The sequence below is a fragment of the Actinosynnema sp. NPDC049800 genome (assembly GCF_040656635.1).
Classification (GTDB): domain Bacteria; phylum Actinomycetota; class Actinomycetes; order Mycobacteriales; family Pseudonocardiaceae; genus Actinosynnema.
Genome location: NZ_JBFAMT010000010.1, coordinates 77,183 through 100,353, shown reverse-complemented (window position 1 = coordinate 100,353; position 23,171 = coordinate 77,183). Strand labels below are relative to the sequence as shown.

The following is a 23,171-nucleotide window of genomic DNA, read 5'->3' as shown; positions in this document are numbered from 1 at the left end:
GAGTCGGACGCTGGTCTTCGGGGCTCGCCGTTGAACCTGCGCTCAGGTTACAAGCGTTACTTGTGGTCGCCCTCGGTGTCCTCCGAGGCTGTGCCCGATTGCACAGCGGCGGCGGCCACCTCCGACGGCGCGGGCTTCGCGTCCTCGTGCGCGATGGCCTTGCCGGTGAACGTCACGTGCGCCTCGCTGTGCAGCCGCTCGATCATGTGCGGGTAGTGCAGCTCGAACGCCGGGCGCGCCGAGCGGATGCGCGGCAGCTCGGTGAAGTTGTGCCGCGGCGGCGGGCACGAGGTCGCCCACTCCAGCGAGTTGCCGAAGCCCCACGGGTCGTCCACCTTCACGGTCTCGCCGTACCGGTAGGACTTGAAGATGTTCCAGATGAACGGCAGCGTGGACGCGCCGAGGATGTACGCGCCGATCGTCGAGATCGTGTTCAGCGTGGTGAAGCCGTCGCTGGGCAGGTAGTCCGCGTACCGGCGGGGCATGCCCTCGTTGCCCAGCCAGTGCTGCACCAGGAACGTGGCGTGGAAGCCGAGGAACGTGGTCCAGAAGTGGAGCTTGCCCAGCGGCTCGTCCATCATCCGGCCGGTGATCTTCGGGAACCAGAAGTAGATGCCCGCGAACGTGGCGAACACGATCGTGCCGTACAGCACGTAGTGGAAGTGCGCGACGACGAAGTACGTGTCGGACACGTGGAAGTCGATCGCCGGCGCGGCCAGCAGGATGCCGGAGAGACCGCCGAAGAGGAAGGTGACGATGAAGCCGATGCTGAACAGCATCGGTGTCTCGAACGTCAGCTGCCCCTTCCACATCGTGCCGATCCAGTTGAAGAACTTGATGCCGGTGGGCACCGCGATCAGGAACGTCATGAACGCGAAGAACGGCAGCAGCACCGCGCCGGTGGCGTACATGTGGTGCGCCCACACCGCCACGGACAGCGCCGCGATGCCCAGCGTCGCGTAGACCAGGCCGTTGTAGCCGAAGATCGGCTTGCGGCTGAACACCGGGAAGATCTCCGACACGATGCCGAAGAACGGCAGCGCGACGATGTAGACCTCGGGGTGGCCGAAGAACCAGAACAGGTGCTGCCACAGGATCACGCCGCCGTTGGCGGGGTCGAACACGTGGGCGCCCAGGTGGCGGTCGGCCAGCAGGCCCAGCAGCGCGGCGGTCAGGATCGGGAACGCCAGCAGCACCAGCACGGACGTCACCAGGATGTTCCAGGTGAAGATCGGCATGCGGAACATGGTCATGCCGGGCGCCCGCAGGCAGACCACGGTGGTGATCATGTTGACCGCGCCGAGGATGGTGCCGAGACCACCGACGACCAGGCCGGAGATCCACAGGTCGGCGCCGACGCCGGGCGAGTGGATGGCGTTCGACAGCGGGGTGTAGGCGAACCAGCCGAAGTCGGCCGCGCCGCCCGGCGTGAGGAAGCCCGCCATCACGATCAGGCCGCCGAACAGGTACAGCCAGTACGAGAAGGCGTTGAGCCGCGGGAACGCGACGTCCGGCGAACCGATCTGCAGCGGCAGGATGAAGTTGGCGAAGCCGAACACGATGGGCGTCGCGTAGAGCAGCAGCATCACCGTGCCGTGCATGGTGAACAGCTGGTTGAACTGCTCCTGCGACAGGAACTGCATGCCCGGTCGGGCCAGCTCGGTCCTCATCAGCATGGCCATCGCGCCGCCCACCATGAAGAAGGCGAACGACGTGACCAGGTACATGATGCCGATTTGCTTGTGGTCCGTGGTGCGGAACATCCGCAGCAGGAACGAACCCTTGACCGCGTCGCGAGTCCCGAAGGGCCGCGTCGCGATCGGCTGCGGGGCTACGGCCGTCACGGTGCCTCCTGCACTGTCTGGTTCTGGCTTCGCCGGTGGGTGGCGCCGCCGGCTCATCGGATCGTAGACGGCGGTGTTCCGGGTGGTGCGGCTGGGCTGCCCCCTGGATCAAGTGAGGTAGCGCAGGTCACAGTGTTGGATGGCGCCGCCTCCGGCGTCGCGGGCGAGGTCGCCGGGAAGTCGACCGTTCGCGCCCTGATTCCCGACGATCGAAAAGCGTGATCGTCGGGAATGAGGACGCGAACGATCGACGCGACCTCGCGGTCCAGTGCGATCGAGTGGTCAGGGAGGCGGAGGTGGGGGGGGTGAGGTGAGGAGGGTGAGGTGAGGGGTGGGGTGTGAGGGTGGGGTCGCGGAGGTGGGGTGAGGAAGCACGAGGGCCGCTCCCGGGGTGGGAGCGGCCCTGTGGTGTGAGGTGGGTGTTCAGGGGTTAGCGGCGCAGGAGGCCGCGCAGCTTCGGCGAGGCGACGAAGGCGGCGCCGGCGGCGACCAGGCCCAGGCCGACGATCAGCATCCAGCCGCCGTCGTAGCCGGTGTTGGCCAGGTCGCCGTCGTTGGCGCCGTCGGCCATGACCGGCGCGGAGGTGGTGGTCGGGGTGACCGCGACGGACTCGGTGGTCGTCGGGGCGACCTGTTCGGTGGTGGTGGCCGGGGTGGACGGCGTGGTGCTGTCCGGGGTGGACGGGGTCGTGGTGACCGCGGCGTCCTTCTCGGCGCAGACGAACCAGTGGCTGATGCCCGCCGGGCCGCCGCTGGAGTTGACCGGCGGGTGCAGGTCTTCCCAGGCCAGGTCGCCGAGGTCCGCGGCGTCGTAGACGTTGTAGGACTTGCCGCCCTTCACCACGACGCCGGTGACGGTGTAGCCCTCGGGGTGCGCGGTGATGGTGATGTTGACGCCGTCGACGGTGAAGGTGCCCGCCGGCATGGTCATCTCGTCGCCGGGCAGGCCGACGACGTCGCAGGCGTTGCCGGGCTGCCCGATGTCGACGTTGCCGTCGACCACGGTGGCGCGGTCGTCGCCCGAGTCGAGGGGGGTGTCGGGCGAAGCCGAGGCGGTGCCGCCCAGCAGGCCGGTGGCGCTCAGGGCGAGCAGGGCGGCTGCTCCGAATAGGCGGCGGTTGGTGATGCGCATAGGTGCTGCTCCGCGGGTTCGAGGGCTGACCGGAGGATCGAACTACACCGACCACCCCTCTATCGAGGTAGCCCATTCAGTTGAATCAGTTGCCGCCCATTCGTTACCGGACGGTGATGTTGACCGTCCGCGCCGGACCGATCACCTCCGGAGGAGGTTGCGGAGCTTCGGCGAGGCGAGGAACCCGGCGCCCGCTGCCAGCAGGGACAGCCCCGCGACGATCAGCCACCACCCGTTGAAGCCGGTGGCCGCCAGGTCGTCATCCCGGCCGGGGACCACGACGCCGGCGGCCTTGGTGGTCGTCGTGGTGACCCGGTCGGACGGCACCGTCGTGGTGGTCTTCACCGGCGTGGTCGTGGTCGACCCGGGCGGGCTGGTGGTCGTGCCGGGGGTGGTCGTCACCGTCGTCGTGGTCGTGGCGCTCGTGGTGGTCGTGGTGGTCGTGGTGGTCGTGGTGGTCGTGGTGGTCGTGGTGGTCGTGGTGGCGACGTCCTGGCAGACGAACCAGTGGCTGATCTCCGCCGGCTTGCCGCTGGCGTTCAGCGGCGAGTGCAGGTTCTCCCACGGCAGCGGGCTCAGGTCCGCCGCCCGGTAGATGTTGTAGGCCGGGCCGCCCTTCACGACGACACCGGTGATCACGTACCCGGGCGGGTTCGCGGTGATGGTGATGTTCGTGCCGTCGGTGGTGTAGGTGCCCGGCGGCAACATCGCCTCGTTCCCGGGCAAGCCCACCTCGTCGCACGCGTCGCCCGGCTGGCCCATGTCGACGTTGCCGGCAACGGCTGTCGCGCGCGGGTCACCGGACTGTGGAGGGGCGGGATCCGGCTGGGCGGAGGCACCGGCGGCGAGGGCGCCGGCCGCGAGGACCGCAAGCAGGGAGGATGCTCCGAACAGAGTACGACTGGCCGTGCGCATGGAGGTCTCCACGTGGTCGAAGGGCTGATCGGCGGATCGGACTACTCCGCCTCTGCTCTATCGCCGTGGACCATTCAGCTGATGCACGCCGGTATGGATTCGTTATGCCGATCCGACGTGGCACGCGTGGATTTCACCCGCACAGGGGGTACGGATCGTGCGGTGGCTCGACGAGCCGGCCCGAGCGCACGACCTTTACCGAACCCGAACACGCGCGTGGCCCTGCCCGCCGCCGGCCGCGTGCCACGATTCCCGGCGTGCAGGGACTCGTGCTGGTCGTGGAGGACGAACGGGCCATCGCCGACCTGATCTGCCTCTACCTGCGGCGGGACGGGTTCGGGGTGCACGTGGAGGCGGACGGGCACGCGGCGTTGGCGGCGGTGCGGCGGTTGCGGCCGGTGGCGGTGCTGCTGGACGTCGGCCTGCCCGGGATGGACGGGGTCGAGGTGTGCCGGGCGCTGCGCGCGGCGGGCGACTGGACACCGGTGCTGTTCGTGACCGCGCGCGACGACGAGGTGGACCGCGTGCTCGGGCTGGAGCTGGGCGCGGACGACTACGTGACCAAGCCGTTCAGCCCGCGCGAGCTGGTGGCCCGGGTCCGCACCGTGCTGCGCCGGGGAACGCCGCAGGTCAACCCGGTGCACGTGGTCGGCGACGTGAAGCTGGACGGCGACCGGCGGCGGGTGTGGGCGGGCGCCGACGAGGTGGCGCTGACCTCGACGGAGTTCGAGCTGCTGGCCCACCTGATGCGGCACCCCGGGCGGGTGTTCGCGCGGGAGCAGCTGTTGAGCGCGGTGTGGGGTTACGCGGCGGCGGCGGGCACGCGGACGGTGGACGTGCACGTGGCGCAGTTGCGGGCGAAGCTCGGCGACCGCAGCCCGATCAGGACCGTGCGCGGGGTCGGCTACTCGGTCGAGGCGTCGTGAAGCGGACCAGCCTCGCGTTCCGCATCACGGCGTTGTGCCTGGCCGTGGCCGGTGTGGCGGTCGTGGTGGCGGGGTTGGTGTCGGCACGGCTGGTGCTGACCGCGTCACGCGAGGTGAGCCGTGAGGCGCTGGCCGACCAGGCGGACGTGGTGGCCGGGCAGCTCGACGTGGGTCGGGCCGGGCGGCTGCGGGTGGTCGAGGTGCTGCGCGGGCAGGGCATCGCCGTGGTGCTGATCGGGCCGGACGGCGGGCTGGCCGGTGATCCGCAGGCCGTGCGTGCGGTGCGGGAGGCCCGGGTCAGGTCCGGCGTCGCCGGGACGCGGCTGGTCGAGGTGCGCGACGGGGTCGCGCTGGTGCAGGAGACGGGGATCGGCAACGGACCGGGCCGCAAGCTGCTGCGCAACATCACGTTCGCGCTGGCTGTCGGGTTGCTGGTCGCGGCGGTGGCCGGGTTGTTGCTGGGCAAGCTGGTCGCGCGCCCGTTGCGGCGGACGGCGGCGGTCGCGCGCACCATGAGCGGTGGTCGGCGCGACCTGCGGGCGCCCGAGCAGGGGCCGGCGGAGGTCGCCGAGGTCGGCGGCGCGGTGAACGCCCTGGCCGACGCGCTGGCGCGCAGCGAGGCCAGGCAGCGGGAGTTCCTGCTGTCGGTCTCGCACGAGCTGCGCACGCCGCTGACCGCGGTGAGCGGGTTCGCCGAGTCGCTGGCCGACGGCGTGGTGTCCGGGCCGGAGGTGCCGTCGGTCGGCCGCACGATCTCCGAGGAGGCGCACCGGCTCGACCGGCTGGTGACCGACCTGCTCGACCTGGCCCGCCTGGGTGCGGACGACTTCCGCGTCGACCTCGCCCCGGTCGACCTGACCGAGGTCGTCACGGCCGCCGCCGAGGTGTGGCGGGCCCGGTGCGCGGCGAAGGGGGTCGAGTTCCGGCTGGAAGCGCCGGCGCGGTCGGTCGTGCGGACGACGGACGCCCGGCGGGTGCGGCAGGTGCTGGACGGGCTGCTGGAGAACGCGCTGCGCCTCACGCCCGCCGGTCGGCCGGTGGTGTTGGCGCTGCACGACGTGCTCCAGGTGCGCGACGGCGGTCCGGGGCTGTCCGAGGAGGACTACCGGGTGGCGTTCCGCAAGGGCGCGCTGCACGCGAAGTACGAGCGGTCCCGGCCGGTCGGCACGGGCATCGGGCTCGCCCTGGTGCACGGTCTGGTGACCCGGTTGGGTGGCACGATCGAGGCCGGTCCCGCGCCCGAGGGCGGCGCGGCGTTCACGGTGGGGTTGCCCGATGCTTGAGCTGGAAGCACGGTGGCACGACGCGGTCCGGGTGCTCGGTGGCGCGCAGGGACCGGGTGACCTCGCCGAGCGGTACGCCGAACCGCACCGCGGCTACCACAACGCCGGCCACGTGCTGGCCGTCGTCCGCGACGTCGACGTGCTCGCCGAGGCCGACAACCGCACGGCACGCGAGCGCGCTGTGCTGACGCTCGCCGCCCTGGTGCACGACGTGATCTACGACGGTGTGCCGGGCGAGGACGAGCGGCGCAGCGCCGAGTGGGCCCGGGAACGGCTGGTCGGCCTGCCCGAGGCCGACGCGGTGGCCGACCTGGTGCTGGCCACCGCGGACCACGCCTCGGACGACCCGCTGACGTGCCTGCTCCTGGACGCCGACCTGGCCGTCCTGGGCTCCGACCCGGCCGCCTACGAGCGCTACCGCACGGCCGTGCGCGCCGAGTACGCGCACGTGCCGGACGACGCGTGGCGGGTCGGCCGGGCGAACGTCCTGCGCTCGCTGGCCCGGCGCGACCCGCTGTACGTCACGCCGCACGCACGTGAGCGGTGGGAGGTCCGCGCCAAGGCCAACCTCGCCGCCGAGCTCAGCTCGCTCGGTGACCCGCCATGAGCGCGTCGTAGGTCGGGAACGACTCGGCGATCCCGCTGCCGGTGAAGTTGCCGACCCAGCCGTCGTCGTCGTGGAAGAACCGGATCGACACGTAGTCCGGCCGGGTGCCCATGTCGAACCAGTGCGTGGTGTTCTCGGGCACGCTCAGCAGGTCGCCCGCCTCGCACAGCACCGCGTACACGCGCTCCTTGACGTGCAGGTAGAACACACCGGAGCCGCGCGCGAAGAACCGGTCCTCGTCGTCGTCGTGGGTGTGCTCGGCCAGGAACTTCAGCCGCGCCTGGGAGGCCGAGGCCAGCCACTCGGGGTCGTCGGACGGGGTCATCTCGGTCGCGTCGACCAGGACGTAGCCCTCGGTCTCGGTGACGCGGGCGACCTGCTCGGCGTACACCTCCAGGACGTTCTCGCTGGTCACGCCCGGCACGACCGGCCACTGCTCGTACCGGACGCCGAGCTGCTTCAGCTCGACCGCGATCTCGGCGGGGTCGGCGGTGCGCACCAGAGCGGTCTCCGGGTCGGTGTCCGACCACACGGTCAGCAACGTCATCGCGCCTACCTCCTGTAGGTCTCGGCTTTGAAGCGCAACAGCCACTCCAAGCACTCCAGCCGGTGCCGCGCCTGGTAGAGGTCGTCACCCCAGACGTACACCCCGTGGCGGGCGACGAGCAAGGCGGGCACGTCCGCGCGGAAACCGGCCTCGAACGCGTCGCCGAGCACGGTCATGTCCTGGCTGTTCGGCACCACCGGGACGACGACGGTCTCGTGCGCCTGCCGCCCGAAGCCCTTGAGCATCTCCAGGTCGCGCAGCTCGACGCCGTCGGGCCAGTGCTCGGCCGCGACCACGGGCGCGAGGGCGTGCACGTGGACCACCGCGCCCGCGCCGGACACCGCCGCGATCCGCCCGTGCAGACCCGCTTCGGCCGACGGCACGCGCACCGGGTCGTCCGTGCGGCCCTCGGCGTCGACGATCACCACGTCGTCCGCGGTGAGCTCGCCCTTGTCCTTGCCGCTGACGGTCACCGCGAGCCGCAGGGGGTCGCGGTCCACGACCACGGAGAGGTTGCCCGAGGTGCCGCGCATCCAGCCCATCGCGGTGTACCGGGCGCACTCGGCGGCCAGCGCCGCACCGGGTGTCACCGAGCCGGTCCTCACAGGGCCCGCACCGTCCGGTGTGGACCGAAGTCCGCGTCGCCGTACGGCTCGCCGGGGCGTGCGACGCCGACCGTCCCCCAGCCCGCCTCGGCGGCGGCGTGCAGCTCGGCGGGGACGTCGGAGTAGAAGGTGATGTCGTCCGAGCCGAGCACGGACGCGATCTTGAGGTACGACGCGGCCTCGCGCTTCGGGCCCGCGTTCACGGTGTCGAAGTGGAACTCGAACAACGAGGTGAGGTCGCCGTCCGCGGTGTGCGCGAAGAACGCCACCTGACCGGCCACCGAGCCGGAGGAGAACACGGCCAGCTTCGTGCCCTCGGCGTGCCACTTGCGCAGCGCGGGCACGACGTCCGGGAAGAACTCGGCCACCAGGTCGCCCTCGGCGTACCCGCGCTGCCAGATCAGGCCCTGCAACGTCTTCAGCGGCGTGACCTTGCGGTCCTCGTCCATCCAGCCGTGCAGCACGCGCACCAGCTCGTCCGTGCCGCCGTCCACACCGGACAGCTCGCGGACCTGCGCCACGGCCTCGGCGACGGCCGGGTCGTCACCGTGCTCGTCGATCCACGGGCCCAGGCGCGGCCGGGCGTAGTCGTACAGCGTGACCAGGACCTGGTCGGTGGCGCTGAGCGTGCCCTCGATGTCCAGCACGACCCACTCACTCATGAACGTCCCCAACGTAGTAATCGGCCAAACCGTCCGGAGCGTACGCACCGCGGTCGGTCACCACCTTCGTGACGAACCGCGGCGGCGTGACGTCGAAGGCCGGGTACAGGCCCCGGGCCCGGTCGGTGGCCGTGCGGCGGCCGAGCGTGTGCAGCACGTCGTCACCCGGTCGGTGCTCGATCGGCACGTCGGCGGCGGTCGGCGCCAGGCGGTCCGGCGCCTGCACCATGGCCAGGAACGGCACGTCGAACGCGTGCGCCGCGATCGCGAGGCCGAGCGTGCCGACCTTGTTGACCACGTGCCCGTCCATGGTGACGCGGTCGGCGGCGGTCAGCAGCACGTCCACGTCGCCGGTCGACATGACGGCCGCGCCCATGCCGTCGGTGATCAGGGTCGTGTCGACGCCCATCTCCCCCAGCGTCTCGGCGGTCAGGCGGGCGCCCTGGAGGTACGGGCGGGTCTCGGTGCAGACGAACCGCAAACGTTTGCCCATCGCCTGGGCGGCGGTGACTGTCTCGGTCAGGTAGAGGTCGGCCCAGCAGTGCGTGAGCACCGCGCCCTCGTCCGGCAGCAGCGCGGCGGTGTGCGCGCCGAGGCTGCGGCTGCGGCTGCGGTAGCGCTCGTCCCCCGCCTTCGCGCCTTCCAGCGCACCGGCTTCGAGGTCGTCGTTCGCGTCGACGCCCGCCAGCACGGCGGCCACCGCCTTGCGCAGGTGGTTGTTCGTGCGGCGGGTGGCGATCAGGAGCTGCCCGGCCTGGTCGAGGTGGGCGCGGGCCTCGTCGCGCGGCAGGTCGCGGACCTCGCGGGCGGCCAGCACCATGCCCCAGAGCGCGGCGAAGTACGGGCCGGAGGACTGGGTGACCATGTCCTCGATGGCCTTCGCGACCTCGGCGACCGTGCCGCAGCGCACCCACGTCTTCTCGAACGGGAAGTTGCGCCGGTCCAGCACGTGCACGCCGTCGTCCTCGAGGCGCACGCTGCGCGCCAGCAACGGCTCCATCAGCTGTACCCGGTGAACGGCGCGTGCTCGCCGGTGAGGTAGTACGCGCCGACCTCGCGCGCCTTGTACGACACGGGGTCGTGCAGGGTGAGGGTGCGGGCGTTGCGCCAGAACCGGTCGAAGGCGTAGCCGGCCGCGGTGGCCCGCGCGCCGCACAGCTCGAACACCCGGCTGGTGGTCTGGTTGGCGACCTTGGTGGCGACGACCTTGGCCGAGGAGATGGCGGCGGCGGTCTCGGCGCGTTCGTTCCGGGTCAGGTCGGCGCCGCGCCGGGAGGCCTGGTCCAGCTTGTCCGAGGCGTGGTCGGTGAGGAGGCCGGCGGCCTGGGTGTCGGCGACCAGCTCGCCGTACGTGCCGAGGACGTACGGGTCGGCGGTGGCCTGGTCGACGCCGCTGAGGAACCAAGGGCGGGTGGTCGTGCGGGTGTACTGGGCGGCTTCGGCCAGCGCGCCCTCGGCCATCGCCACGTACAGCTGGGCGAGCACGAGCTGGAAGCCGAGGGCGGCCAGCGACAGGCGCGGGCTGTTCTCGTCGTGCGGGCCCAGGACCTGGTCGGACGGCACGTGCACGTGGTCGAACACCACGCCGCCGCTGGCGGTGAGGCGTTGGCCGATGTTGTCCCAGTCACCGGCGTAGGTGATGCCGTCGGCCTTGGCGTCGAGGGTGAAGGTGATCTTGTCGCCGGTCTCGGTGTGGGTGGCGCTGACCACGAGCCGGTCGGCCACCGACGCGCCGGTGGCGAACGTCTTGCGGCCCGTGACCTCGAACCCGCCGTCGACGGGCCGCAGCTCCAGGGCGGCGTCGAGCGGGTTGCTGACCCCCGCCCAGAAGACATCGGCGCCGGGGACGTCGCCACCGGGCCGGTGGTCGGGGTTGTCGAACAGGCCGCTGCGCCAGACCTGCAGGTAGTGGTAGCCGAGGAGGTGGCCGACGTTGGCGTCCGCCGCGCCGACGACCCTGGTCACGGCCTGCTGCGTGGCCCAGTCGTCGACCTCGAGCAACCCGGACCGCCGCAACGCCGCGACCTCCGCCGAGGGCTCCGCACCGCGCCGGTCGCGCTCCGCCGCGTCGACCCGCAACGCCGCGGCCAGCTCCTCGGCGACGGTCAGCCACTTCTGCCGACCATCGGTGCTCGTCATGCGCCCTCCTACCGTGTGCGTCCCAGCAGGCGAGCCTAATCGCCGGCGCGCGCCGCGGGCTGAGCGTTCCGCCACATGGGAGGCCGCGTCAGCGGGCGACGTAGGTGGCGTGCCCGACCAGGCCCAGCTCCGTCACCGAGCCGCGCAGGCCGACCGTGCCGCGGGGGAAGGTCGCGACGTGCGCCGCCCACGTGCGCCGGTCCTGGGCGAGCGCCTTGAGGTACCGCACGCACAGCGACGGCGGGATGGCGTCGCAGCGCTTGCGCGCGGCGCGCAGGGCGATCTCCATCCGCAACGCCTCATCGTCACGCCGCCCCCGTGACCTGATGCGGTCGAGGATGCTGTCGATCAGGGCCATCCGGCCGAGCAGGAACTCGGTCCAGTAGCCCTCGTCCGCCGCCGCCTCGAAGCCGCCGTCGTCGTCCAGCAGCGCGAACACCCCTTCGGCGAGGCAGTCGCCGAACTCCTCCATCTGCGCCCGCGACTCGTTGGCGAACGGGTCGTACGGCTTCTGCCGCACCTTGCCGGTGATCGCCGACCGGCGCAGGCCCGCGTCGTCGAGCAGGAAGAACCAGTCCTCGTTGTAGATCGTCGGGAAGAACGAGGTCATCGACTCGCGGCCGATCACCAGCGCGCCGCCGCCGATGAACGTGCCCTGGTCGCCGCCGGTCTCGCGGTGCGCGTGGCAGACCACCGAGTTGTCCGGGAAGCCGCCGACCTCCAGCCCGACGGCCGCGTAGCCCTCCGAGACCAGGCCGGCGGCCGCGTCGAGGTCGGAGGGCGTCGGCACGGTGATGTCGTCGTCCAGGAACGCCACCCGCTCCCAGCCGACCACCCGGGACACGAGCAGGCCGAGGTTGCGCTTGAAGCTGGTGTCGGTGTGCCGCATGAACTCCGTGGGGCCCAGCACCTTCGTGGTGGCCGACAGGCGGGGCATGAGCGAAGGCGGCAGCGCGCGGACGTCGACCACCAGCATCTCGACGCCCCTGGTGCGGGCCAGTTTCGCGGCCCGGTCCGGTGCGGCGGCGCCGCTGGCGAGCACGACCAGCGGCCGGTCGAGCTGGGCGGCGACCTCGACCACCGTGCCGAGGTAGCGCCACGGGCGGTTGGTCGGCACGATGATCGCGTCGACGGCGCCCGGCGGGCAGTCGCGGACGTCCACTGTGGTCAGCAGTTTGCCGTGCGACGCGTGGTGCTCCACGAGCGCAGGAGCGGTGGCGTTCAACCCGGGCCCTCCGGCCATTCGACGAGGCGGGATTGGGGCAGGTTCCAGTCCGGCGTCACGACCTGGCCGTTCACCACCTGCACCCGCGTGAGGATGCTGTAGGCGTCGGCGCCCGCGAAGCGGGTCTCCAGGTACGCGCCGTTGCGGTCGCGGAACCTGCTGTCCGTCAGGGCCCGCACGACACCGAGGGTGCCCCTGCCGTACTGGCCGTTGCAGATCGTCACCGTCCGCTTGTGGTTGAACGGGTTGGTGCCGCGGTAGAAGTGGCCGACGTCCTCCAGCAGGACCTCGTGGCCGCGGTGGTTGCCGAGTTTCGGCGCGAAGAGGCGTTCGCCCCCCTCGCGGTCGCGCACCACGAACCCGCCGGCTTCGGCCTCGTCGTGCCGCGCGACCTGCGTGATCGGCAGGTCGACGCGGTCGAGGAGCTCACGGGTGACGAGGTTCCAGTCGACGCCGCCGAGCAGCACGAGGTGCGTGGTGTAGTCGTCGGGCGCCAGGTCGGAGGCGATGCGGAAGTTGACCTGGCTGCGCGGGTTGAGCGCGCGGATGTGGCCGTGCAGCTCGATCAGGGCGTCGAGGTCGGCGTAGGTGTAGAGCTCGACGTAGTCCGGCTGCGTGGGGTCGGAGTAGGGCATCTTCGCCCGCATGTCGGCCGGGAGCTGGGCGACGACGATGGTGATGTCGTACCGGTCGTCGAAGTACCAGAAGCCCCGGTCGGCGCGGTCCTGGGCCGGGGTCGCGCCGTCCTCGCGCTCGACGGCGGCGCGCAGGTCGGCCAGCTCGCGCAGCAGCTCTTCCCGCCGGCGCAGCTCGTCGGGGGTCAGCTCCTCCACCGGGATCAGCCGGTAGGGGCGGGCGGCGACGGAGCGCTTGGTGGCGAAGAACGTGGCGTAGGCGGCGAGGCGGTTCAGGGGCGGCGTCTTGGGCTTGCTGCGGCTCTCCCACGACGACAGCAGGGGCACGCTCGCGGGCTTCTCGGCACTGAACGCGTGCGCGAGGTCACTCTGCGTGATCGTGATGTCGGGCCACCGCTCTTCACGCAGCGCCCGAAGGCGGTGCGCCAGCAGGTGGGAGTCATCCGCAACGACCACGTCCGCGCGCCCTTCAGTGAACTTCAGCGTAACAGCTGAAGCGTGAAACATACACGATTGCGGAGAGAAGTCACGAGCCGATACGCCCATCAGGGGCTTGTCAGCCCGGTACACCGCACTTACGCTCAAGTTACTGAGGTTCAGTCAACTTCAGTGAGTAGAGGTGAAGTTCACCCAGGAAGCCATCCGGGGGTCATCATGAACATGCTCACCGCGTTAGCTCAAACTTCCGAGGCCACCGAGTGGACGCCGCTCGTGGTGGTGATCATGATCGGCGCGATGGCGCTGGTCATGGGACTGGCCAAGCTCCTGCGCCGGGTGCTCGGCATGCTCACCCGGGTCCTGCTGTCGGCCGGTGCGGCGATGACCGGGATCGCCGCGATGCTCGCCCTGTGCACCGTGCTGACCACCGTCCTGCTGGTCTACGCGCGCTGAAACCGCCACGTGCGGCCCACCCCCTTCGACTACGGTATGCGGGCCCGCATCGAAGGGGGAGTCGCACGATGGACCTGTCGCGCAGATCGTTCTCCGGGGGAACCGCCGTCGCCGCACCGGCGACCGCGACCCTCGGGACGACCGCCGCGTCGGCCCGGACGCCGCGTCCACACCGGCCGTCCACACCGCACCTGCTGGAAGCCGAGCAACTGGTCGGCTACCTGTCGTTGCCGACGTGCCCGTTGGCCAACAACACCTACAAGGAGCCGGACCAGCCGAACGTGGTCCGGTGGGGCTCGCCCGGCGACGCGTCCGGGTGGGTCAACCAGAGCCAGTGCGCGTCGTTCCTGACCGCCGTGCTGAAGCGCACGTACAAGTGGGCGACCCCGGGGTTCTTCAGCGCCCACTTCGGCGTGGCGAGCCCGTTCGCGCGCGACTACCGGGCGGCGTTCGCGGAGCGGGAGATCCCGCACTTCGAGCGCGTCACCAGGGTGGCGGACCTTCGTCCGGGTGACCTGATCGCCGTCGACTACCGCAACGACCAGGACACCAACACCGGGCACGTGGTGATGGTGCGCTCGGTGAAGGGCGTCTACACCGCGCCGACCCGCGGCCTGAACTTCCGCGGTGAGACGCAGTACGCGGTGGAGGTCGTGGACTGCACGTCCGAGCCGCACGGCGTGTACGGGGTGGGCAACTACTCCCGGTTCCCGGACAACCGGATCTTCAACGCCACCGCCTCGACGGACGGTGCGGGCTACGGGCACATGATGTTCTACGCGTCCGACGTGACCGGCGAGTTCAGCCGGTACCGGTGGAGCGTGAACACGTCGTCCGCGCGGACGTTCGCGGTGTCGGAACGCCCGGTCTCCGCCGCCCGCGTCGTGCCCTGAACGTTCAACTCGGGGTGCCCGGGTGTTCGACGCGCGGGACCGGTGAGTTGAACGTCCAGGGCAGGCGTCAGAGGCGTTGCCAGAGGGCGGGGACGTTCGGTGGTTCCCAGCCGGGTAGCGAGGTGTGCGACTGGCGGCACTGGTAGGCGACGCCGTTGTAGGTGACCTGGGCACCCACTGCGTACGCGCGGTTCGGGGCCCAGGTGCCGGACGGTTGGGTGGTGGTCGTGGTTGTCGTGGTGGTGGTGCCGTTGTCGGCCCACGGGACCTGGGGCGAGCGGTAGAAGTCGATGCCCATCGCGGCCCATCGCGGCGCCTGGGCGCCGAGGCGCCGGCGGAACGCGTCCCAGTTGTGGGTCGCCCACGGTGACCAGGCCAGTTCGGCGATCGCGGACAGGCGTGGGAACGCCATGAAGTCGACGTGGGCCGGTGTCACGACCGTCTCCGTCCACAGTGGAGCTTCCACGCCGCGGACGGCGGACTCCGGGACGCCGCTGACGTGCGTGCCGGGGTTCCAGTCGTAGGCGTCGCGGACTTCGACGTAACCGGCCCAGCTCAGGCCGAGGGGCGTGCCGGAGTGGTACTTCATGTCCAGGTACGCCTTGTTCGCGGGCGACATCACGATCTTCTGCCCACGCGCGGCGGCGTTCTGGACGACGGCGTTGGACGTCGTCGTGCCCCAGTACTGCGCGACCGCGCCGGTGTCCGCGGTCGTCTTGACGAACTCGTGCCAGCCCATGGCCTTCTTGCCGTACTTGCCGACCAGCGGCAGCACCCGGTTCATGAACGCCTGGTACTCCTGGTCGGTGGTCGCGTTCGCCTCGTCGCCGCCGATGTGGAAGTACGGGCCGGGCGTCAGCGCGGCGATCTCGCGGATCACGTCTTCCACGAACGTGTAGGTGATCTCCTTGGACACGCAGAGCGACGAGTAGCCGACCGCGATGTCCGTGCGCAACGCGGGCGCGACGCCGTTGCAGTTCAGCTCGGCGTAGGAGGCCAGCGCCGCGTTGGTGTGGCCGGGCAGGTCGACCTCGGGCACGACGGTGATGTGCCGGGCGGCGGCGTACGCGACGATCTCCTGGTACTGCGCCTTGGTGTAGTACCCGCCCGGTCCGCCGCCGACCTGCGTGCTGCCGCCGTGCGTGGCCAGCCGCGGCCAGCTGTCGACGACGATGCGCCAGCCCTGGTCGTCGGTGAGGTGCAGGTGGAAGTAGTTCACCTTGTAGAGGGCGAGCTGGTCGAGGTAGCGCTTGACCGTGGCGACGGGGTGGAAGTGCCGCGCCACGTCCAGCATCGCGCCCCGGTGGGCGAAGCGCGGGTAGTCGGTGATCGTCGCGCCCGGCACGGTCCACGGGCCCGCCTGCGCGGTCCGGCTCTCGACCTTGGCGGGCAGGAGTTGGCGCAACGTCTGCACGCCCGCGAACAGGCCCGCGGGCGTGTCGGCCCGCAGCTGCACGGACGCGGACGTCACGGTGAGCTGGTAGCCCTGGTCGCCGACGGACGCGGGCGCGCCGCCGATGAGCAGCGCGATGCCGTCGGCCGGGACGCCGGTGGTGTCCGTGACGGGCAGGGCGTAGCCGGTCGACGGGCGGAGCAGGGCGGCCAGGTGGTCGCCGACGCCGTGCGCGGCGGCCGTGGTGTGGATGCGGGTGTCGGCCGTGATCGCGTGCGTGACGCCGGCGGCGGGCTGCACCGAGACGGGCGCGGGGACGAGGCCGTTGAGGGGTTCGGCGGCCGAGGCCGTGGTGGTGTCGGTGTTCCAGACGGCGATCGCGCCGAACACCATCACCAGGACGGCGAGCGCTCGTGCCGTCCTCGCTGGGAGTGTCACCGTGGGTCCTCCTAGGGCAAGGCGGCGGCCGGCTGCCGTCAAGCGTGCGTACGCCCGGGAGGAGATGTCAATGGGTCTAGACCAGTCGGCGACACCGGTCGGCTACGCGAGGGCGAGCCTGCCGAGCTCCACCCGCGACGCGACGCCGAGCTTCGGGTAGGCCTTGTAGAGGTGGTAGCCGACCGTGCGCGGGCTCAGGAACAGCTGCGCGCCGATGTCCCGGTTGCTCAGGCCCTCGGCGGCCAGCCGCACGACCTGCAGCTCCTGCGGGGTGAGGGCGCTGAGCGGGTCCGGCCCCGGCACGGCGCGGCTCTCGCCGGTGGCCCGCAGCTCGGTGCGGGCGCGGGCGGCCCACGGTGTCGCGCCGAGGCGTTCGAACACCTCCGACGCCGACCGCAGGTGCGTGCGGGCGTCGGCCTTGCGGCGGGCCCGGCGCAGCCACTCCCCGTACAGCAGCTCGGTGCGGGCGCGTTCGAACGGGCGGCTGTCGTCGACGCGGTGCAGGTCGACGGCCTTCGCGTACCACTGCTCGTCGTTGGTGAGCAGGGCGCGGCAGCGCGCGGAGACGGCGAGGGCCCACGGTCGGCCGGTGCTCGACGCCCACTCGTCGTACCAGCGGGCGGCGTCGGCGTGCGGCTTGCCCAGCCGGGCGGACGCTTCCACCAGGTCGGGCAGGCTGGTGACGGAGTAGAGCCGGTGCGCGCCCGCGGCGACGTCGGCCAACCGGTCCAGCACGGCCTCGTGCCGGCCCAGGCCCAGGTCCAGCAACGCCGACGCGCACGCCGCCCGCACGGACTGGGGCGCGCCGCCGACCAACGTCGCCACCAGCTCCTCGCACCTGGCCTCGTCACCCTCGATGGCGGCCAGCTCGGCGAGCACGGCGGCCAGGTAGCCGACGCTGAACTCCTGGCCGATGTCCGCGGCGATGCGCAGCCCTTCTTCGGCGGTGGCCCGCGCGTCGCGGTGCCGACCGAGGTGCAGGCGGCCGCGGGCCAGGTAGGCGAGGGCGCGGGGCAGCACGCCGAGGGCGCCTTGGGCGCGGGACTGGCGTTCCAGGTCGAACGCCCAGGCGTAGGCGGCTTGGTCGTCGCCGAGGACGAGGTTCCACCAGGCGGTGACCGCGTTGCCGGGGCCACCGACGTACCGGGAGCCGAGGAGCCCGCGCAGCGCGGCCATGCCGCCGGGGACGTCCTCGCCTTCCAGGCCGAAGGCGGCTTTGGCGACGCCGCGGGTGTCGTCGGCGCCGGGCAGGCCGTCGGCGCGCGCCACGATGTCCGCGAGGGCGTCGAAGTCGCGGCCGGCCCACGCGTTGTTGGCCGCGTGGAACAGCATCTCCCCCGCCAGCTCCGGATCGGAGTGCCGGGCGCACGTGACGGCGCGGGCGAGTTGCGCCGCGGCCTGCGCCGGACGTCCCTGCTCGGCGGCCAACCTCGCCTGGATGCGCGCCACGCGTGCGCCGTCCAGCGTGTCGGTGACGAGGTCCCACGCCTGGTCGGCGAGCGCGACCGCGCGGTCGAACTGGCCCGCCGCGCCGGCCGCGCCCGCTGCCGCCGCCAGCCGGTGGCCGCGTTCGGTGGGGTCCGGGGTGAGTTCGGCGGCGCGGTGGTAGGCGGCGGCGACGGCGACGTAGCCGCCCCGGTTGCGGGCGTCCTCGGCGGTGCGGGCGAGGGCTTGGGCGACGTGCTCGTCGGGCGCGGTGGTGGCGGCGGCCAGGTGCCAGGCGCTGCGGTGGGCGTCGTCCAGCACGTCGGCGAGTGCTTTGTGGACGGTGAGGCGGTGCTTGAGCGGTGCGCTCTGGTAGGCGGCGGCGCGGATCAGGGGGTGGCGGAAGGTGAGCCGGCCGTCGTCGGAGCGCAGGAGTTGGCGTCGTTCGGCGGCTTCGAGGTCGTCGACGGACGCGCCGAGCAGGCCCGCGGCCTCGAACACCACGGCCGGGTCGCCGGTGTCGTCGGCGGCGGCGACCAGGAGGAGGGTGCGGGTGCGTTCGGGGAGGGTGCCGATGCGGTCGGCGAACGTCTGCTGGATGCGGCTGTGGGTCGGCAGGGCGGCGACGCGGTAGGCGTGGGCGGCGGGCAGGTGGCCCTCGCGCTGGGCGGCGGGGAGTTCCAGCAGCGCCAACGGGTTGCCGCGCGCTTCGTCGGCGATCTGGTCGCGGACGTAGCGGGGCAGGTCGGCGGCGTGTTCCTCGAGGAGGGCGGCGGAGTGCTCCGGGGTGAGGCCGGTGAGGCGCAGCTCGGGCAGGCCGGGTGCGGGGAACGGGGGTGCGTGCAGGTCGCGGGCGGCGAAGATCATCGCGATGCCCTCGGCCTGGAGGCGGCGCGCGGCGAAGACGAGCGCTTGGGCCGAGCCTTGGTCCAGCCAGTGCGCGTCGTCGACGAGGCAGAGGACGGGGCGCCGGTCGGCGAGGTCGGCGAGGAGGGTGAGGACGGCCAGACCGACGAGGTGGTGGTCGCCGCCTTCGGGCGGGGCGAGGCCGAGGGCGGCGCGCAGGGCGGTGGCCTGGTTGGGCGGCAGGGTGTCGACCCGGTCCACGACGGTGCCGAGGAGGAGGTTGAGGCCGGCGAACGGCACCACGGACTCGGACTCCACCGCCGTGCCGCGCAGGACCAGGAACCCGGCACCGGCCGAGGCTCGGTCGGCACCGGCAGGAGCGTGGTTGCCGCCGGCCGGAGCGTGGTTGCCGGCCGGAGCGTGGTTGCCGGCAGGAGCGTGGTTGCCGGCAGGGCCGTGGTTGCCGCCGGCTGGGCCGGGCGATTGCTGCGCAGGGGTACCCGCCAGGGGGTCCCCTGCTTTCATTGTGCCAAAGGGGTACGACAATTCCGGGGCGGGCGAGCCCGGTGCGGGCGAATCCGGGGCGGGCGAATCCGAGGTCGGCGAAGTTGCGCGGGTGGCGGCGTGCGACAGCAGGGCGGACTTGCCGATGCCCGCCTCGCCGCGCACCACGAGCACGCCGCTGCGTCCGGCGCGGGCGGCGGACAACAGGTCGTCCACCACGGCCAGTTCGGCGGACCTCCCGTGCAGCATGTCCCCGACCCTAGCCGGCGTCCGGGAGCAGCACGACCTTGCCCACTGTGCGCCTGCTCTCCATCGCCTCGTGCGCCCGCCCGGCCTCGGCCAGCGGGAACGGTTGGACGAACGGGGTCAGCCGGTGGGTCGCGGCGGCGGCCAGGGCACGTGCCTCCAGAGCGCGCAGCCCGCCCGACCGCTTCGCCACCTGCGGTCCGACGGCGACGGTCGCGGTCAGCGCGCGGGCGAACAGGTCCGCCGAGGTCAGGTGCACCAGCTCGCCGGACGACGACCCGAACATCACGACCCGCCCACCCGGCGCGAGCAGGTCGACCGCACCACGCCCCAGCGCACCCCCGACACCGTCCAGCACCGCCGTCACCTCCCGTCCACCGAGTCGAGCGCACACCTGCTCCCGCCACCCCTCCGCCAGGTAGTCGACGGACACTGCCGCACCCGCCCGCAACGCCGCCCGCCGCTTCTCCTCACCACCCGCCAGGCCCACCACCAGCGCACCGGCCCGGGTCGCGCCCTGCACCAGCACGGTCCCGATCCCCCCGGCGGCGGCCGTCACGACCACCACGTCGCCCGGGGCCGGGGCCGCCGCGTCCAGCACGCCCAGCGCCGTGCTGCCGGTGCAGATCATCGCCACGGCCGCCGGGAAGTCGAGCCCGTCGGGAACCACGTGCAGCGCGCCCACCTCCCGCACCACCAGCTCGGCGTACCCACCGCCGGCGAGGCCGAGCTGCGTCACCACCCGCTCCCCCAGCCACGCCTCGTCCACGTCGCGGCCGACCGCGTCCACCACGCCGGCCACCTCGGACCCCAGCACCGCGGGCAGCTCCGGCAGCGGCACGCAGTCCTCCCGGCCACGCCGGATCACCCCGTCCACCAGGTGCACGCCCGCCGCGCGCACCGCGATCCGCACCTGGCCCGGCCCCGGCGCCGGGTCGCCGACCTCCTCGCACCGCAGGGCCGAGCCGAACGCGTGCAGCCGCACGGCCCGCACGTCAGGCCTCGTAAGGCCGCTTGGCGCGGGCCTCCTTGAGCGCCGTCCCCCACCAGACGACCTGGTCGAGCACGGCGGTGGCGGCCTTGTTCACCGCGTCGGCGTCGACCGGCGCGCCCGCGTCGTCGAACCGCGACCACGCGCCGTGGAAGCTGACGGTGTCCCGCACGGTGACCGCGTGCAGCTCGGCGAAGACCTGCCGCAACTGCTCGACCGCCCGCAACCCGCCGCCGACGCCGCCGTAGGAGACGAACCCGACCGGCTTGGCCTGCCACTCGGTGAAGTGCCAGTCGATGGCGCTCTTCAGCGGCGCGGGGAAGCTGTGGTTGTACTCGGGCGTGACGACGATGAACGCGTCCGCGTCGCGCAGGCGCGGCGAGACCAGCGCGACCTCCGGCGCCGGGTCCTCGCCGAAGCCGTGCAGCCGGTCCGGCAGGTCGAGGTCGTCGAGGTCGAGCACGTCCACGCTCAGGTCGTCGCGCTGCTTGGCCCGGTCGGCGAACCAGTTCGCCACCACCGGCGCGAACCTGCCGCGCCGGGTGCTGCCGACGATGATCGCTAGCTTGATCACGGGTGTTCCTTCCCTCGGTCGTGTCGGTGTCGACGCTAGGAGCGGGGGAAGGGCGCGGGCATCTGTCACCTGACTGGTCGTCCACCGGCGGGTCGCGGTGCGTCGGTCGACCGGTCACCTGACTGATTCGGCGGGGCGGCACGCGGCCGTAGCTTCGGCGCCATGACACAGGACGTGCGGGTCGGGACGCGGTGGGCGCCGGTGGTGGCGTTGGCGATGGCGATGCTGGTGGTCACCACCGAGATGACGGTGGCGGCGGTGGTGCTGCCCAGCCTGGGCGGCGAGCTGGACATCGGACCGGCGGCCACGGCGTGGGTGCTGCTGGCCTACACGCTGCCGATGGCGGCGATCGCGATCCCGGCCGGGCGGTGGGTGGACCGGGCGGACGTGCGGTCGGCGTTCCTGCTGGCGCTGGCCGGAGTGGCGGTGGCGAGCGTGCTCACGGCGGTCGCGCCGTCGTTCTGGGTGTTGGTGGTGGGACGGGTGCTGCAGGGTGTGGCCGGGTCGCTGGTGCTGGCCGGGTACATGCCGATCGTGGTCGCGGCGGTGGCGCCGGAGCAGCGCGGGCGGGCGATCGGGTACGTGATCACGATCATGACGATCGGCGGGCTGGCCGGCGCGCCGCTGGGCGGGTTGGTGGCGGGCGCGTTCGGGTGGCGCTCGGTGTTCCTGATGAAGCTGCCGGTGTTGGTGGTCGCGTTGTGGCTGGGGTGGCGGTCGCTGCGGCCGGACGGGCGGGGGCTGCCCCGGCCGGACGGGCGGTTGGTGCTGGAAGCGGTGCTGCTGGGTGGCGCGATCACGTCGGTGCTGCTGGCGTTCGAGGACCTGGCGTGGCTGCTCGGGGTGGCCGTGGTGCTCGCGGTGTGGTGGGCGCGGCTACCAGGCTCGCGCCCGGTGCTCACGTTGGTCCGGCGGAGGTTGTTCGGGCTGCCGCTGCTGACGTTGTCGCTGGTGTCGACGTTGGCCGGGGTGATGTTCTTCCTGGTGCCCTACCAGGTGACGGACGTGCTGGGCGGCTCGCCGGAGGACGTCGGGGTGGCGCTGCTGGTGTTCGTGGCGGGGGTGGCCGGGCTCGCGCTGGTGTCGGGTTCGCTGAGCGACCGGTACGGGCCGTGGCTGGTGGCGATGGGTGGGACGGTGCTGAGCGCGCTCGCGCTGGGGCTGCTCGTGCTGCCGGTGACGTCGTTGCCGGACCTGTGCTGGCGGCTGGCGCTGCTGGGTGTGGGGCAGGGCTTGTTCAACACGGCGATGAACACCCTGGTCATGTCCGGTGCGCCGGAGGGGATGGCCGGTGCGGCGGGCGGGCTGAGCGCCACCGCGCGGATGGTCGGCAGCACGGTGGGGCCCGCGGTGGCGGCGCTGGCGGCGGGACTGGCGGGCGGCGGTGACGCCGGGTTCCGCGCGGGTGTCGCGGTGTCGGCGGCGGTGGCCGTGGCGGGGGTCGTGGCGCTGGCGGCGGGCAGGCCGCGCTGAGCGGCATCAGGGGACGTGCAGCTCGGGTTTCGACGCGGCCATGCACGCGCCCATCCCCGGGTTGACCGGCGCGGTGGGGTTGAACAGGGCGTAGGAGTAGGAGCAGCACGGGTTGTGGCGTTCCGCCTCGGAGCCGTAGTCGGCGCCGAAGGGTGCCTCCACACCGACGGCCACGTAGGGCGGCGGCGGTGACTTCGGCACGACGTCGTAGGTGTTCACCAGCCGGAACGTCGTCACGTCCAGGCTGTCGTAGTAGCTCTGGAACCCCCGGTCACCGACCCGGGGGCTGGCCTGGTTGTAGTGGAGGGTGTTCGCGCCGGTGATCCCGTTGGCGCGGGCCAGCGGCACGGCCAGGGTGGCCAGGGCCGAACCGAGGCTGTGCCCGCTCACGATCAGGCGGGTGCCGGCGGCCGAAGCGGTCAGGAACAACCGGTCCAGGAATCCTCGGTCGATCCCGCTGAACACGCCGTAGAACCCGCGCTCCACCTTGACGCCGCCGGCGGTCGGCGTCGTGGGCGGCGGGTAGTCCACCAGCTCGACCTGGAGGTCCATCCGCGTGTCGGCGTCCGTCTGCGAGCCGCGGAAGGCGAGGTGGAGGGTCTGCGGATCGCTCGTGCTGCGGGCCAGGACGCCGAACGGCTCGCTGACCACCGCGGCGTCCAGGATGAAGTTGCTCCAGATCGGGCCGGAGAAGGTGAAGTCGCCGACGTCGAACACCGAGTTGGTGACGGGGCACGTGTCCGCGGGCTGCCACTGGAAGAAGCCGTTGGGCGGGCAGCCGGCCGCCTTCCACTGCTCGCACATGTCGCAGGCGACGTTGACGACGAACGAGCACGTCCGGGCGAGGCCGAGGTCGTACCCGGGAGGGATCTGCAGTGGCGCACCGCTCCCATTGGACATCGCAGAATCGTATGGTCGGCCTGCCGACGCCGCCGGCGATCGAACCAGGAGCACACGATCGGGTGGCGCGGTGGCGA

At 72.3% G+C, this 23,171-nt stretch carries 21 protein-coding genes; 6 read left to right on the top strand and 15 right to left on the bottom strand.

Going from position 1 to position 23,171, the window contains the following annotated elements; translation table 11 throughout:
• Positions 1-56: 56 nt before the first annotated feature.
• From ctaD to AB0I91_RS14825, 3 genes are all read right to left on the bottom strand, one after another.
• Positions 57-1,844, bottom strand: a complete 1,788-nt coding sequence (gene ctaD, locus AB0I91_RS14835; protein WP_230566069.1) for an aa3-type cytochrome oxidase subunit I — start codon at positions 1,842-1,844, stop codon at positions 57-59.
• Positions 1,845-2,274: 430 nt separating this feature from the next.
• Positions 2,275-2,976 carry a hypothetical protein gene (locus tag AB0I91_RS14830; protein ID WP_499611931.1) on the bottom strand — a complete coding sequence of 234 codons (702 nt, stop codon included), beginning with the start codon at positions 2,974-2,976 and terminating at the stop codon, positions 2,275-2,277.
• Between the two features lie 141 nt (positions 2,977-3,117).
• Entirely contained in the window at positions 3,118-3,738 is a 621-nt protein-coding gene (locus AB0I91_RS14825; RefSeq protein WP_499637164.1) for a hypothetical protein, read from the bottom strand.
• Between the two features lie 410 nt (positions 3,739-4,148).
• On the opposite strand from AB0I91_RS14825, the gene AB0I91_RS14820 reads away from it, so the two are divergent.
• The 3 genes from AB0I91_RS14820 to AB0I91_RS14810 are packed head-to-tail and all read left to right on the top strand — an operon-like array spanning position 4,149 to position 6,707.
• Positions 4,149-4,817 (top strand): response regulator, encoded by a 669-nt coding sequence (locus AB0I91_RS14820; RefSeq protein ID WP_498779954.1) that lies wholly within the window; start codon positions 4,149-4,151, stop codon positions 4,815-4,817.
• Complete coding sequence (locus AB0I91_RS14815) at positions 4,814-6,100, top strand: HAMP domain-containing sensor histidine kinase (protein WP_499611927.1); 1,287 nt, start codon at positions 4,814-4,816, stop codon at positions 6,098-6,100. Before AB0I91_RS14820 ends, AB0I91_RS14815 begins: the two co-directional genes overlap by 4 nt.
• Positions 6,093-6,707 (top strand): HD domain-containing protein, encoded by a 615-nt coding sequence (locus AB0I91_RS14810; protein WP_498779950.1) that lies wholly within the window; start codon positions 6,093-6,095, stop codon positions 6,705-6,707. The genes AB0I91_RS14815 and AB0I91_RS14810 overlap by 8 nt, the downstream gene beginning before the upstream one ends.
• Here the strand turns inward: AB0I91_RS14810 and AB0I91_RS14805 are convergent.
• The 7 genes from AB0I91_RS14805 to AB0I91_RS14775 all read right to left on the bottom strand — a co-directional run bounded on the left by AB0I91_RS14805 (position 6,682) and on the right by AB0I91_RS14775 (position 12,976).
• Positions 6,682-7,254 (bottom strand): 1,2-dihydroxy-3-keto-5-methylthiopentene dioxygenase, encoded by a 573-nt coding sequence (locus AB0I91_RS14805; protein WP_498779948.1) that lies wholly within the window; start codon positions 7,252-7,254, stop codon positions 6,682-6,684. The genes AB0I91_RS14810 and AB0I91_RS14805 overlap by 26 nt on opposite strands.
• A 5-nt stretch (positions 7,255-7,259) precedes the next feature.
• Positions 7,260-7,844: a methylthioribulose 1-phosphate dehydratase gene (mtnB, locus tag AB0I91_RS14800; protein ID WP_499611923.1), complete on the bottom strand. Its 585-nt coding sequence runs from the start codon at positions 7,842-7,844 to the stop codon at positions 7,260-7,262.
• An 11-nt stretch (positions 7,845-7,855) separates the two neighbouring features.
• Positions 7,856-8,521, bottom strand: coding sequence for an acireductone synthase (mtnC, locus tag AB0I91_RS14795; protein ID WP_499611921.1), 666 nt, complete (start codon positions 8,519-8,521; stop codon positions 7,856-7,858).
• Entirely contained in the window at positions 8,514-9,521 is a 1,008-nt protein-coding gene (locus AB0I91_RS14790) for a s-methyl-5-thioribose-1-phosphate isomerase (protein ID WP_499611920.1), read from the bottom strand. The genes mtnC and AB0I91_RS14790 overlap by 8 nt, the downstream gene beginning before the upstream one ends.
• On the bottom strand, positions 9,521-10,660 hold the full coding sequence (locus tag AB0I91_RS14785; protein WP_499637162.1) for an acyl-CoA dehydrogenase family protein: 1,140 nt from the start codon (positions 10,658-10,660) through the stop codon (positions 9,521-9,523). Before AB0I91_RS14785 ends, AB0I91_RS14790 begins: the two co-directional genes overlap by 1 nt.
• Before the next feature lie 88 nt (positions 10,661-10,748).
• Positions 10,749-11,903, bottom strand: a complete 1,155-nt coding sequence (locus tag AB0I91_RS14780) for a hypothetical protein (RefSeq protein WP_499637160.1) — start codon at positions 11,901-11,903, stop codon at positions 10,749-10,751.
• Entirely contained in the window at positions 11,882-12,976 is a 1,095-nt protein-coding gene (locus AB0I91_RS14775) for an XRE family transcriptional regulator (protein WP_498779939.1), read from the bottom strand. Before AB0I91_RS14775 ends, AB0I91_RS14780 begins: the two co-directional genes overlap by 22 nt.
• 198 nt (positions 12,977-13,174) lie before the next feature.
• Here AB0I91_RS14775 and AB0I91_RS14770 point away from each other — a divergent pair, with 198 nt between their 5' ends.
• Both AB0I91_RS14770 and AB0I91_RS14765 read left to right on the top strand, forming a co-directional pair.
• On the top strand, positions 13,175-13,411 hold the full coding sequence (locus tag AB0I91_RS14770) for a hypothetical protein (RefSeq protein ID WP_499611914.1): 237 nt from the start codon (positions 13,175-13,177) through the stop codon (positions 13,409-13,411).
• A gap of 68 nt (positions 13,412-13,479) precedes the next feature.
• Positions 13,480-14,304 (top strand): hypothetical protein, encoded by an 825-nt coding sequence (locus AB0I91_RS14765; RefSeq protein WP_498779937.1) that lies wholly within the window; start codon positions 13,480-13,482, stop codon positions 14,302-14,304.
• A 67-nt stretch (positions 14,305-14,371) separates the two neighbouring features.
• Here AB0I91_RS14765 and AB0I91_RS14760 read toward each other — a convergent pair whose 3' ends face one another.
• The 4 genes from AB0I91_RS14760 to AB0I91_RS14745 form a co-directional block, all read right to left on the bottom strand.
• Entirely contained in the window at positions 14,372-16,090 is a 1,719-nt protein-coding gene (locus AB0I91_RS14760) for a family 20 glycosylhydrolase (RefSeq protein ID WP_499637262.1), read from the bottom strand.
• A 147-nt stretch (positions 16,091-16,237) separates the two neighbouring features.
• Positions 16,238-19,159, bottom strand: coding sequence for a LuxR C-terminal-related transcriptional regulator (locus tag AB0I91_RS14755; RefSeq protein WP_499637158.1), 2,922 nt, complete (start codon positions 19,157-19,159; stop codon positions 16,238-16,240).
• 10 nt (positions 19,160-19,169) lie between these two features.
• Entirely contained in the window at positions 19,170-20,150 is a 981-nt protein-coding gene (locus AB0I91_RS14750; RefSeq protein ID WP_499637156.1) for a zinc-binding dehydrogenase, read from the bottom strand.
• Position 20,151: 1 nt separating this feature from the next.
• Complete coding sequence (locus AB0I91_RS14745) at positions 20,152-20,721, bottom strand: NADPH-dependent FMN reductase (protein WP_498779931.1); 570 nt, start codon at positions 20,719-20,721, stop codon at positions 20,152-20,154.
• Between the two features lie 162 nt (positions 20,722-20,883).
• On the opposite strand from AB0I91_RS14745, the gene AB0I91_RS14740 reads away from it, so the two are divergent.
• Positions 20,884-22,194 carry an MFS transporter gene (locus AB0I91_RS14740; RefSeq protein ID WP_498779930.1) on the top strand — a complete coding sequence of 437 codons (1,311 nt, stop codon included), beginning with the start codon at positions 20,884-20,886 and terminating at the stop codon, positions 22,192-22,194.
• Positions 22,195-22,200: 6 nt separating this feature from the next.
• On the opposite strand, the gene AB0I91_RS14735 is transcribed toward AB0I91_RS14740, so the two are convergent.
• Complete coding sequence (locus AB0I91_RS14735) at positions 22,201-23,094, bottom strand: lipase family protein (RefSeq protein ID WP_499637154.1); 894 nt, start codon at positions 23,092-23,094, stop codon at positions 22,201-22,203.
• Positions 23,095-23,171: the final 77 nt, after the last annotated feature.

Coding starts and splice junctions, on each gene's coding strand:
- AB0I91_RS14830 (WP_499611931.1), bottom strand. CDS start 2,976: ATGCGCATCACCAACCGCCGCCTATTCGGAGCAGCCGCCCTGCTCGCC.
- AB0I91_RS14825 (WP_499637164.1), bottom strand. CDS start 3,738: ATGGGCCAGCCGGGCGACGCGTGCGACGAGGTGGGCTTGCCCGGGAAC.
- AB0I91_RS14810 (WP_498779950.1), top strand. CDS start 6,093: ATGCTTGAGCTGGAAGCACGGTGGCACGACGCGGTCCGGGTGCTCGGT.
- AB0I91_RS14805 (WP_498779948.1), bottom strand. CDS start 7,254: ATGACGTTGCTGACCGTGTGGTCGGACACCGACCCGGAGACCGCTCTG.
- mtnC (WP_499611921.1), bottom strand. CDS start 8,521: ATGAGTGAGTGGGTCGTGCTGGACATCGAGGGCACGCTCAGCGCCACC.
- AB0I91_RS14790 (WP_499611920.1), bottom strand. CDS start 9,521: ATGGAGCCGTTGCTGGCGCGCAGCGTGCGCCTCGAGGACGACGGCGTG.
- AB0I91_RS14785 (WP_499637162.1), bottom strand. CDS start 10,660: ATGACGAGCACCGATGGTCGGCAGAAGTGGCTGACCGTCGCCGAGGAG.
- AB0I91_RS14780 (WP_499637160.1), bottom strand. CDS start 11,903: ATGGCCGGAGGGCCCGGGTTGAACGCCACCGCTCCTGCGCTCGTGGAG.
- AB0I91_RS14770 (WP_499611914.1), top strand. CDS start 13,175: ATGAACATGCTCACCGCGTTAGCTCAAACTTCCGAGGCCACCGAGTGG.
- AB0I91_RS14765 (WP_498779937.1), top strand. CDS start 13,480: ATGGACCTGTCGCGCAGATCGTTCTCCGGGGGAACCGCCGTCGCCGCA.
- AB0I91_RS14760 (WP_499637262.1), bottom strand. CDS start 16,090: ATGGTGTTCGGCGCGATCGCCGTCTGGAACACCGACACCACCACGGCC.
- AB0I91_RS14755 (WP_499637158.1), bottom strand. CDS start 19,159: ATGCTGCACGGGAGGTCCGCCGAACTGGCCGTGGTGGACGACCTGTTG.
- AB0I91_RS14740 (WP_498779930.1), top strand. CDS start 20,884: ATGACACAGGACGTGCGGGTCGGGACGCGGTGGGCGCCGGTGGTGGCG.
- AB0I91_RS14735 (WP_499637154.1), bottom strand. CDS start 23,094: ATGTCCAATGGGAGCGGTGCGCCACTGCAGATCCCTCCCGGGTACGAC.